This is a genomic window from Blastomonas sp., assembly GCF_041747255.1.
In the GTDB taxonomy this organism is placed as follows: domain Bacteria; phylum Pseudomonadota; class Alphaproteobacteria; order Sphingomonadales; family Sphingomonadaceae; genus Blastomonas.
Genome location: NZ_JBGTFM010000277.1, coordinates 1 through 10,173, shown reverse-complemented (window position 1 = coordinate 10,173; position 10,173 = coordinate 1). Strand labels below are relative to the sequence as shown.

Genomic DNA, 10,173 nt, shown 5'->3' with positions numbered 1-10,173 from the left:
CCAGCCCGGCCGATGCACCCGCCAGCCGCTGGCGTTCGGCAATGGCATCGCGTTCCAGCTGCGCGGCAAGCTGCGTGCCCTTGGTCCGGTCGGTCATCGGCACATATTTGTCCATTGTCGCAAGGCTGCGCGATGCCTGCGGCAGGCCCTGCGCCGATGCGCGTGTCATCAACGCATAGGCGCGCACCCAATCCTTTTCAGCGATATCGCCGTTGAACATGGCGGTGGCCAGCACGTATTGCGCACGCGGCTCGCCGCGCGCAGATGATGCGCGGATATAAGGCATCGCCGCATCGCGCCGGTTGTCCTGAAACAGCACCAGCCCGTAATTGTCCGCCGCCTGGACATGGCCCTTGTCGGCGGCCTTTTTGTACCAGCTTTCGGCGATTTTCAGGTCCATCGGCACCCCCCGGCCCAGCTTGTAGGCCTGGCCAAGGTTGAACGCCGCATCGGCATCGCCCTGCGCGGCGGGTCCGCGCCATTCGGCAATGGCGCGTTCAAATTCACCGCGTTCCCAGGCGTCCACCCCGGCCTTGACATCAGCCAGCGCAGGTTGCGCAAAGCCAAAGCCAAGCACCGCGACGCCGGCCAGCAGCGTTTTGTGCGAAAAATTTCTCAGGTTCAGCATCGCGCGATTGCTCCATCGCAAATGGTAAAGTCATTGCAAGCATATCAGCACGCGCTGGCGCTGCAAAGTGCGCGGCGGCTGAACGCAAGATCGTGAACCGGTATAGCTAATCATGGGTTAGCAAAGTGTTGCCAGCGCCCAAAAAGGCCATGACCAAGGCACGAATGTCCCGGTTTTAACCGGTTTGGCATGGCGCACCCAATGCGGCGTTAACCCAATCTTAGCCGACCCGGGTGCATTTTCGTTGAGTGTAATGAGTTTCAACAGGGGGTTTTGAGTGCGCGTACTCGCATTGGCATCTCAAAAAGGCGGATCAGGCAAGACCACGTTGTCGGGCCACCTTGCTGTGCAGGCGCAACTTGCCGGTGACGGTCCGGTTGTGCTGATCGACATCGATCCGCAAGGCTCGCTGGCAGACTGGTGGAACGAGCGCGAGCCGGATTATCCCGCCTTTGCACAGACCACCGTCGCGCGGTTGCCCGCTGATCTGTCGATCCTGCGCCAGCAGGGGTTCAAGCTCGCGGTCATCGATACCCCTCCTGCGATCACCATGGCGATCCAGTCGGTGATTTCGGTCGCCGAACTGATTGTGGTGCCCACCCGGCCCAGCCCGCATGATTTGCGCGCGGTCGGCGCGACCGTCGATCTGTGCGAGCGCGCGGGCAAGCCGCTGATCTTCGTCGTCAACGCCGCAACACCCAAGGCGCGGATTACGTCAGAGGCGGCCGTCGCGCTGTCGCAGCATGGCACGGTCGCGCCCACGACGCTGCACCATCGGACCGATTTTGCCGCTTCGATGATCGATGGGCGCACCGTGATGGAGGTCGATCCCAATAGCAAATCCGCCAACGAGGTGCGCGAGCTGTGGAGCTATATTTCTGACCGGCTTGAAAAGAACTTCCGACGCACGGTGTTTGCCGTGCCCAATGCGCCTGTCAGTCCTGGCGCGATCCGGCCGATGGGTGGCTTTGGCCGCCGCGTTGCCGGATCGTAAGCGGCGCGCGGGCAAGGATGAGCTTAATGGGTGAACCCAAACCAATCGCATCGCTCTCATCGGGGCTGCTCGCGCGCAAGGGCGCGGCGCGTCCGGCGATGCGCCGCCAGGGGCTGAACGGTCCCGGCCACAATGCCATGCCGCAGGATGATCTTGGCTGGAACGACATGGGCTATGGCGCGGGGCAGGACGGCAGCTATGAGGCAAGCTTCGATGTCGATCCGCCGCAGGATGCGCTGCCCGACGGGCCGTACGGTCCGAAGCACAGCACGCTGCTGGCCGGCGCGATCCCGGATACCGTCGTGCCCGACGAAGTTACAGCCGCGCCAGAGCCCGAAGTCGCGCGCCAGCAGGCCGACATCGCGGCACGGATGCTGACGCCCGAACCCGAAGCGCCGCCGGTCGCGGTCGAAGCGCCGGTCGCGACAGCCGTTACCGACGAACAACCGCTGGCGGACACGTCCTTCGACGATGTGGCTGCAATGCCATCGGTATTGTCGGTCAAGCCCGGCAAGACCAGAAGCGCTGCGCCAGTGGCGGCACCTGTCGTTGCAGCGCCCGTGCTGGAAGCGGTCGTTGCGGCAGCAAAATCCGCGCCTTCAGTCCGCAGGGCAGCGTTCACGCTGCGGCTCGATGCGGGGCGGCATCTCAAGCTGCGGCTGGCAAGCGCGGTGACGGGGCAGTCGGCACAGCTGCTGTTAACGGCGGCTCTTGACGATTTGTTAACCAAGATACCCGAAATTGAAGATCTCGCAGGTCGCGTTTCGCGGCCATCTGAAGGCTAGGGGCCGAAGGTTAGGGGCATTCTGGTGGCCTGAGCAGGCAAAGAGGACATGGCGCAATGAAAAATGGTGGGCAGATGAGCAAGACAGCCTTGAAACTGGCAGCTTCCACGATTTTGCTGGGGGGCGTGCTGGTCAGCTGTTCCGCATCGCAAGGCGGTGGCCGACCGCAGACCCTTGCCAACCAGGCGCAAAAGGCGCTGCAGGTCGGCAAGACCGGCAAGGCGCTGGTCAGCGCAGAAGCCGCAGTTGCTGCCGATCCGCGCAATGCCACGCTGCGCCGTCTGCTCGCCAACACTTATCTTGCCGAGGGGCGCTTTGCCTCTGCCAGGCAAAGCTTTGATGATGCGCTCGCCCTTGGTGATACTACCGCGCAGACGGTGATCAGCCTGGCGCTGATGCACGTCGCCGATGGACGCGGCTCCGCTGCGCAGTCGCTGCTTGAGCAGCATCGCGGGATTATCCCCGCAGGCGATTTCGGCCTCGCGATGTCGCTGGCTGGTGACACCGGAACCGGCGTCCAGGTGCTGACCGACGAGGTGCGGCGTGGTGGTGATTCGGCCAAAGTGCGCCAAAACCTTGCCTTTGCTTATGCGCTCGATGGCCGCTGGCGCGAGGCGCAGGTGATGGCCGGGCAGGATCTTGACCCCAAGGTCGCGCAGGATCGTATCGCCGTATGGGCGCGCATCGCGCATCCGCAGGCGCATGTGCAACGCGTTGCCTCGGTGCTGGGCGTGACCCCGGCGGAATTTGATGCCGGTCAGCCGGTGCGGCTGGCGCTGGCCAACAATCCCTCAATGGCTGAGCTGGTCGACGACATTGGCCGCGACGCGCAAGCACTTGCGCAGGTGACTCCGGTCGCGACCGCAGAATTGCCGCCGGTTGAATATGCCGCATCGGCAACGGTTGCTCCCGTAGCTGAACCCGTCGCGCCACAGCAAACCAAGTTCGTGAGCCGCGAGATGGTGCAGGCACTGCCCGGCAATTATCGCACCGCGCCGGTACGCAGGGCCAGCCGCACCGCTCCAGTGCAGCTCGCCTCGCGCGCACCAGTCGTCGCCTCGCGCGCACCGGTCGCCGCCTCGCGCACACCCATCGTGGAGCACGTGTCGTTTGAGAAGGCGGTTGTCCCTGCTTCTCGCACGGCTGCCGCGCCCGTCGTCACCAAGGCTGCGTTCAAGCCGGTGAGCGGCGGTGCCTTTGCCGTGCAACTTGGCGTGTTTTCAAATACCGGCAATGCGGATCGCGCATGGGCCGCCTATTCAGGCAAGCACCAGGATCTCGCTGCGTTTTCGCGCGTGACGGTTCCTGCCAAGGTTGGCGCACGCACGTTGCACCGCCTGACCGCCAATGGCTTTGCCGATGAAAGATCGGCGCGGGCAATGTGTGCCAAAGTGCGCGCATCGGGCGGCGAATGCATCATTGCGCCTGCCACGTCGGCACCGCGCGGGGCAGCCACGCAGATCGCCGCGCGCCGCTGACGGCATCGCCTGGCCGTCAGGCCTTGACCAGACCGATTTCGACCAGCCGTTCGTGCAGATAATCGTCGGCCAAAATCGGTTCGGGATAACGGTTGGGGCGTTCCTCGCCAATGCAGCCTTCGAGCGTGCTGATCGGGAAATCCGAACGCAGGTGCAGGAAGAACGGCATCGAATAGCGGCTGAATTTCGCCCGGTCACCCGCCGGATTGCGCACCCGGTGCGTGGTCGATGGCAGCACGTGGTTGGTCAGCCGCTGCAGCATATCGCCAACGTTGACCACCAGCGCCCCTTCAGGCGGACGCATGTCGATCCACGATCCATCGCGCGCCAGCACCTCAAGCCCGCCTTCTTCTGCACCCAGCAGCAGTGTGATGAGGTTGATGTCTTCGTGCGCACCCGCGCGAATCGCACCTTCTGCGCCCTGTGAGGCGTCAATCGGCGGATAATGCAGCAGCCGCAGGATCGAATTGCCTTCATGCACGGCGGGCGCAAACCAGTCTGCATCCAGCCCCAGATAAACCGCGATCCGCGACAGGATGATATTGCCCACCCGGTCGAACTCGGCAAACAGCGGCTCGAAGGTCGCGCGAAAGCCCTCCGGCCGATCGGGCCAGACGTTCTGAGGCATGGTGTGGGCGATCGAGCTGGCCGGGTCGATCTCGCGCCCGACATGCCAGAATTCTTTCAGATCATGCGCCTTGGCGTCCTTGGCGATCTCGGTGCCGAACGGCGTGTAACCGCGCTGGCCGCCTGCGCTGGCGTCATAATAGCGACGCTTTTCCTCGGGCGGCAGCGCGAAGAACGCGGCGGTCTGATCCCAGCCTTGGCGGACCAGCGCCGGATTAAGGCCATGGTCCTTGATCATCGCAAAGCCATAGGTTGAAAAACTGTCTCCCAGCTTATGCGCGAGCGCAGCGGGTTCATCGGCGAGCGAGAGGATAGGCAGTTGAATCATGCTGGGGTCCGCAATAGCTGAGGTGTTACGAACACGCATGTAGGCGCTCGGACAGGAAAAATCATGACCCAATATTGGTTGATGAAATCAGAGCCCGATGAATACAGCTGGGATGATGTGGTGCGTGGCGGCGAGGGCGTATGGGATGGGGTGCGCAACGCGCAGGCTTCGAACAACCTGAAAGCGATGCAGGTGGGCGACAAGGCGCTGTTCTATCATTCGCGCAGCGGGCTTGAGGCCGTGGGGGTGATGCAGATCAGCGCAGCGGCTTTCCCCGATCCCAAGGATGAAACCGGTCGCTGGGTGGCGGTGAAGGTCACGCCAATTAAGCCGCTGCCCAAGCCGGTCTCATTAAAGGCGATGAAGGCCAATCCTGCGCTCGCCGACATGGCGATGCTGCGCCAATCGCGGCTTTCGGTCGCTGCAATCGAAAACGATGAATGGCACGAAATCATGAGGATGGGCGGGAACGGTTAAGCGGGGCGGAGCGTAACATGTGGTGAAGCCGGGTCTGTTTCCCCGGCATTTACGAAGGAGCATCGATATGGGTGAATTTAAAGACAAAGTCGCAGGCACCGCCAACGATCTCGCCGGCAAGGCCAAGGAAGGCATCGGCAAGGCCACTGACAATCATGAGCTTGAAGCTGAAGGCGATGTTCAGCAGCTGAAAGGCAAGGGCCAGAAGCTGAAGGGCGACGTCAAGGGCGCGTTCGGCGACAAGATTTGATCCTACCTACCCTCTCCCCACCGAGGGAAAGGGTTGCGCAGACTTGACAGCCTGCTGTCTAGACATAGCTGGGTGAGGGGCAGGGATCGCAAGTGCGATCTTGCGGCCAACATGGGCGCATACCCCTCATCCAACTCTGCCTGAACGGCTGTGCCATTAAGGCTTCATATCCTTCTCCTTCAAGTGTAGAAGGTTTTTTTATGCCTTCGCCCGCAGTCCGCTCACCGTCGCGCCGCTGGCAGCGATCTGCTCAATGTCGGTCTTGAGGTGCAGCAGTTTTAGCCCCTGCCGGGTGATGGCATCGGCCAGTGCCGGCGCGAAATCAGCGGTTTGCTCAACCGTCGCAGCCCACCCGCCGAACGCGCGGGCGAGTGCCGTGAAATCCGGGTTGTGCAGTTGCGTGCCCGACGGGCGTGCGGGATATTCGCGCTCCTGGTGCATGCGGATCGTGCCGTAGGTGCCGTTGTCTACAACGATGACCAGCAGGTTCGCGCCATATTGGACAGCGGTCGCCAGTTCCTGCCCATTCATCAGAAAATCACCGTCGCCTGCCACCGCCACCACCTGCCGGTCAGGGTAGCGCAGGCTTGCTGCGACCGCGGCGGGCACGCCATAGCCCATCGCGCCAGCGGTTGGCGCGAGCTGTGACGGGTGCGCGCCATAAGGCCAGTAGCGGTGCCACCAGCCGGCAAAATTGCCCGCGCCGTTGCAGATGATCGTGTCAGCGGGCAGCGCATTGCGCATCGCGCGGACGCATTGGCCCAGGTCAAGCAGCGCGCCATTGGGCTGCGGATCGGACCATGCCAGCCATTCGGCGTGCGCCTCTGCCCCGCCATCGAAATGCAGCGCATCGTCATCCTCGTCCCACAAGGCGGCGGCTTCGGCGAACTCGTCCATGTCCGCGCACAACGGCAGATCGGTGCGGAAAACGCGGCCCAGTTCATTGGGGTCGGGGTGGACATGCACCAGCAACTGCCCGGGGTGATCGGGGGTAATCAGGCCGTAGCTGTCGGTGGTCGCCTCGCCCAGCCGCGCACCCACCGCGAGGATCAGGTCCGCACCCTTGATGCGCGCGACCAGCTTTGGGTTCGGCCCATAGCCAAGGTTGCCCGCCCAAACCGGCGAGCTGTTGGGGAACGCATCCTGCTGGCGAAAGCCGCAGGCGACCGGCAGGCCGATGCGCTCGGCAAAAAGCGCAAAATTGTCACGCGCGTTCGCGCTCCAGTCTGCGCCGCCGACAATGGCGACCGGGTTTTTGGCTTCGCCCAACATTTCCATCAGCACGGCAAAGCCGTTCGGGCAGACCGGCTGGACAGGACGGGTGACGCGCGGGCGGTCGGTTGCCTCGACAACGTCCTTGAGCATGTCCTCGGGCAGCGCCAGCACCACCGGACCGGGGCGGCCCGAGATCGCGACCGAAAAGGCGCGCGCGACATATTCAGGGATGCGCGCCGCGTCGTCGATCCGCGCCGCCCATTTGCACAGCGGCGCAAACATCGCCTGGAAATCGACCTCCTGAAAGCCCTCGCGGTCGCGCATGGCGCGATCAACATCGCCGATCAACAGGACCATTGGTTTGCTGTCCTGCATGGCCACATGCACGCCGATGCTGGCATTGGTGGCGCCGGGGCCGCGTGTGACGAGAGCAATTCCGGGCCGCCCGGTCATCGCGCCATCCGCGCAGGCCATGAAGCTGACCCCGCCTTCCTGACGGCACACCACGGTCTGGATCGCGGGCACATCGTGCAGCGCATCGAGCACCGCGAGAAAGCTCTCGCCCGGCACGGTGAAGATGCGGTCCACCCCCTGAAGCGCCAGTTGATCAACCAGAATGCGTCCGCCGGTGCGTTGGGTCATGCTATCAACTCCAATGTGTCGTTTGGTCTCGTCCTCCGGCGAACGCCGGAGTTCAGAAATCGGCTTGCGCTGCGTTTGCCCATGGATTCCGGCTATCGCCGGAGAACAGTGTGTTATTCAACCCACCATCGCATCGATCGCGCCCTGCAGGATGAAGGCGGCGGCAGCAGAATCGACGCGTTTGGCGCGTTTGGCGCGGCTGACATCGGCGGCGATCAGCGCGCGCTCCACGGCTTGCGTCGACCAGCGCTCATCCTGCAGCAGAACCGGCAGGCCCAGCACCGCGATGTTGCGCGCAAAGGCGCGCACGCTCTGCGTTTGCGGGCTGTCGGTGCTGTCCATGTTGAGCGGCAGGCCGATGACCAGCCCGACCACGAACTGTTCTTTGATCAACGCCTCAAGCGCGGCCTTGTCGGCGCTGAATTTTCCTCGCTTGAGAGTCTTTGACGCGGTGGCAAAGCTCCACCCGGCATCGCAAAATGCCGTGCCGATGGTCTTTGTGCCCATATCCAGCCCGATCAGACGCCCGCCATCGGGCAGCGCGGCGCGAAATTCTGTCGCGCTGGTGGTGATCAGCGCGCCAGAAATGCTGCCGCCCTCCGTTCGACATCGGCGCGGATGTTCGCCCAGAACAGCGGGTAATCATAGACATGGTAGTTGTTGCCGGGCAGCACATAATTGCCCATGTTCGGCTCTCCGCCGAGCAGCAACAGCCCGCGATCATCGCAGCGTGCCGCCACCAGCGCGGGGGTGATGACCCCGTCGGTCAAGTCCTCGTTGGGCACCAAAGTGCCGATGTTGGCCTCGGCGGGGGCCTCATCGCCGCTTACCCCGGTCAGCGGGTTGGTGCACAACATCGGGCTGTCGCCGCGCAGATTGCCGTCAAAACCGACGCTGCCGTCATAAGCGATGGTGAGCAGGCCGGGGTCGGCGGGCTCGCCAAAGCTCTGCCAGCTCAGCATACAACCGGTCTGTTCGGGGTCGCTGCATGGCGGCAGGCCGAGCGCCAGCAAATCGGTCTGCATCGAGACCGGCCAGCCAATGACATAGGCTGCAACAATGCGATCGGCCAGCGGCTTGGTGACGACGCGCTGACGCATCAAGGTGGTCAGATGCAGCCCGCCCTGGCTGTGCCCGGCGATGATGATCGGCATGTCTTCGGGGACCTGCGCCAGAAATTCGTCAAAGGCGGTGATGATGTCGGCATAGGCCGCATCGAACGCGCGCTGCGCCTCGGGCTTGTCGGTCAGGAACGCGCCGATGGCCGCCTGACGATAGCGCGGTGCCCAAATCTGGCCGATGCCGTTGAACACACTCGCCTGGCTGCGCAGGAAGATGCGCGCGCGGTCCTGCGATTCCGTGTCGCTGATCGGCGCATTCCACAGCGCGCGCTTGAGATAGGACGTCGGGTGGATGTAGAACACCGCCACCTTTGGAGCATCGGTAGCTTCAAACCCTTCGGGCGTCCACAGCGCGGGGTTGCTGGCGCGAGGAATCTCGGGCCGGGAGAACCACATTGCGACATCGGTGTAAGCGCTGGTCTCGACCGCTTCAGGCTGAACAAACTCGGTGGTTGGCACAAAGGCCGCTGCAAAAATCTGCTTTGAAAACAGCTGATAGGCTGTGAATGCTGCAATGATCAGCACAATGATCGCCGCGATAAGATACAAAAACTTGCGGGCCAAAACCAACTCCGGAGTGTGAAAGCAGGCGGGCCAGTCGCCCGCGAACTGAACGCGCATATAGGCGGGGCGTTGCTTTGTCGCCAGCGGTGTTTGCTTTGCGTTGCAGCATTTGCCTGCTTGATGGCCGGGCGAGCCGGTGCTAGCCGCTTTGGGCATGTCTGTAGATAGCCAAACCGTCAAGAAAATCGCAAAGCTGGCCCGCATTGCGATGAGCGATGCCGAGGTCGAGGCCATGGTGCCCGAGTTCAACGGCATATTGGGCTGGATCGAACAGTTGAGCGAGGTCGATGTCAGCGGCATTGAGCCGATGACGGCGGTCATCCCCAACACGCTGCGACTGCGCGATGATGTCGTGACCGACGGCAATGTGCGCGACAAGGTGCTGGCCAACGCACCTGCCGCCGAGCACGGCTTTTTCGGCGTGCCAAAGGTGATCGAATGATGTCCTGCGGACAGCATTCGATCATCCCGGACAGCGGCGCAGCCGCTTGCCATCCGGGCTCCACAAACAAAGGCAGCAACCGGGCGCGCTGGACTGCGGCGCCTGTCGGAGTACATTAATGACCGGCATTACAGAACTTGGTATCGCAGCCATCCGCAACGGGGTGCGCAGCGGTGCCTTCAAGGCCCGCGAAATCGCCGAAGCCTTCAGCGCACGCGTCGCTGAGGCCAAGGCGCTCAACGCCTTCCTCATCGAAACGCCAGACCACGCCCTGGCCGCCGCCGATGCCATTGATGCAAGGCGCGCCAAGGGCGACGAATTGCCGATCATGGCGGGCGTGCCCATCGGCATGAAGGACCTGTTTTGCACGGTCGGCGTCGAGGCGCGCGCGGCGAGCGAAATCCTGAACGGGTTCAAGCCGACCTATGAATCGACCGTCAGCCAAAAGCTTTGGGATGCAGGCGCGGGCATGCTCGGCAAGCTCAATATGGACCAGTTCGCGATGGGTTCATCGAACGAGACCAGCGCGTTTGGCAACGTCATCTCGCCGTGGCGGCGGAGCGACGGCGGCAATGCGCCGCTCGCGCCCGGTGGCTCATCTGGCGGCAGCTCGGCGGCGGTT

12 protein-coding genes are annotated in these 10,173 nt (G+C 63.2%); 7 read left to right on the top strand and 5 right to left on the bottom strand.

Features of this window, described 5'->3' with window-relative positions; translation table 11 throughout:
* Positions 1-628, bottom strand: a 628-nt coding sequence (locus ACEW8G_RS09430) for a tetratricopeptide repeat protein (protein WP_373488170.1), incomplete at its 3' end; no start/stop codon positions are given.
* A gap of 277 nt (positions 629-905) precedes the next feature.
* Here ACEW8G_RS09430 and ACEW8G_RS09425 point away from each other — a divergent pair.
* From ACEW8G_RS09425 to ACEW8G_RS09415, 3 genes are all read left to right on the top strand, one after another.
* A complete protein-coding gene (locus tag ACEW8G_RS09425; RefSeq protein WP_373488169.1) occupies positions 906-1,622 on the top strand; it encodes an AAA family ATPase in 717 nt (238 codons plus the stop codon).
* Between the two features lie 26 nt (positions 1,623-1,648).
* Positions 1,649-2,407, top strand: a complete 759-nt coding sequence (locus ACEW8G_RS09420; protein WP_373488168.1) for a hypothetical protein — start codon at positions 1,649-1,651, stop codon at positions 2,405-2,407.
* A 74-nt stretch (positions 2,408-2,481) separates the two neighbouring features.
* Positions 2,482-3,885, top strand: a complete 1,404-nt coding sequence (locus ACEW8G_RS09415; protein ID WP_373488167.1) for an SPOR domain-containing protein — start codon at positions 2,482-2,484, stop codon at positions 3,883-3,885.
* Between the two features lie 16 nt (positions 3,886-3,901).
* Here ACEW8G_RS09415 and ACEW8G_RS09410 read toward each other — a convergent pair whose 3' ends face one another.
* Positions 3,902-4,840 carry an isopenicillin N synthase family dioxygenase gene (locus ACEW8G_RS09410; RefSeq protein WP_373488166.1) on the bottom strand — a complete coding sequence of 313 codons (939 nt, stop codon included), beginning with the start codon at positions 4,838-4,840 and terminating at the stop codon, positions 3,902-3,904.
* A gap of 63 nt (positions 4,841-4,903) precedes the next feature.
* Here ACEW8G_RS09410 and ACEW8G_RS09405 point away from each other — a divergent pair, with 63 nt between their 5' ends.
* Together ACEW8G_RS09405 and ACEW8G_RS09400 are read left to right on the top strand one after the other, a co-directional pair.
* A complete protein-coding gene (locus ACEW8G_RS09405) occupies positions 4,904-5,317 on the top strand; it encodes an EVE domain-containing protein (protein ID WP_373488165.1) in 414 nt (137 codons plus the stop codon).
* A gap of 67 nt (positions 5,318-5,384) precedes the next feature.
* On the top strand, positions 5,385-5,567 hold the full coding sequence (locus ACEW8G_RS09400; protein ID WP_373488164.1) for a CsbD family protein: 183 nt from the start codon (positions 5,385-5,387) through the stop codon (positions 5,565-5,567).
* 198 nt (positions 5,568-5,765) lie between these two features.
* On the opposite strand, the gene ACEW8G_RS09395 is transcribed toward ACEW8G_RS09400, so the two are convergent.
* The 3 genes from ACEW8G_RS09395 to ACEW8G_RS09385 all read right to left on the bottom strand — a co-directional run bounded on the left by ACEW8G_RS09395 (position 5,766) and on the right by ACEW8G_RS09385 (position 9,109).
* Positions 5,766-7,424, bottom strand: coding sequence for a thiamine pyrophosphate-binding protein (locus ACEW8G_RS09395; RefSeq protein WP_373488163.1), 1,659 nt, complete (start codon positions 7,422-7,424; stop codon positions 5,766-5,768).
* 117 nt (positions 7,425-7,541) lie between these two features.
* Positions 7,542-8,000 carry a Holliday junction resolvase RuvX gene (gene ruvX, locus ACEW8G_RS09390; RefSeq protein WP_373488172.1) on the bottom strand — a complete coding sequence of 153 codons (459 nt, stop codon included), beginning with the start codon at positions 7,998-8,000 and terminating at the stop codon, positions 7,542-7,544.
* Positions 7,997-9,109, bottom strand: coding sequence for a DUF3089 domain-containing protein (locus ACEW8G_RS09385; protein ID WP_373488171.1), 1,113 nt, complete (start codon positions 9,107-9,109; stop codon positions 7,997-7,999). The genes ruvX and ACEW8G_RS09385 overlap by 4 nt, the downstream gene beginning before the upstream one ends.
* A gap of 154 nt (positions 9,110-9,263) precedes the next feature.
* On the opposite strand from ACEW8G_RS09385, the gene gatC reads away from it, so the two are divergent.
* Entirely contained in the window at positions 9,264-9,551 is a 288-nt protein-coding gene (gatC, locus tag ACEW8G_RS09380) for an Asp-tRNA(Asn)/Glu-tRNA(Gln) amidotransferase subunit GatC (protein WP_373488162.1), read from the top strand.
* Between the two features lie 118 nt (positions 9,552-9,669).
* Positions 9,670-10,173: amidase family protein (locus tag ACEW8G_RS09375; protein WP_373488161.1), on the top strand; the 504-nt coding region annotated here is incomplete at its 3' end.

Excerpts from the sequence above, each read along its gene's own strand:
- ACEW8G_RS09420 (WP_373488168.1), top strand. The coding sequence starts at position 1,649 with ATGGGTGAACCCAAACCAATCGCATCGCTCTCATCGGGGCTGCTCGCG.
- ACEW8G_RS09415 (WP_373488167.1), top strand. The coding sequence starts at position 2,482 with ATGAGCAAGACAGCCTTGAAACTGGCAGCTTCCACGATTTTGCTGGGG.
- ACEW8G_RS09410 (WP_373488166.1), bottom strand. The coding sequence starts at position 4,840 with ATGATTCAACTGCCTATCCTCTCGCTCGCCGATGAACCCGCTGCGCTC.
- ACEW8G_RS09405 (WP_373488165.1), top strand. The coding sequence starts at position 4,904 with ATGACCCAATATTGGTTGATGAAATCAGAGCCCGATGAATACAGCTGG.
- ACEW8G_RS09400 (WP_373488164.1), top strand. The coding sequence starts at position 5,385 with ATGGGTGAATTTAAAGACAAAGTCGCAGGCACCGCCAACGATCTCGCC.
- ACEW8G_RS09395 (WP_373488163.1), bottom strand. The coding sequence starts at position 7,424 with ATGACCCAACGCACCGGCGGACGCATTCTGGTTGATCAACTGGCGCTT.
- gatC (WP_373488162.1), top strand. The coding sequence starts at position 9,264 with ATGTCTGTAGATAGCCAAACCGTCAAGAAAATCGCAAAGCTGGCCCGC.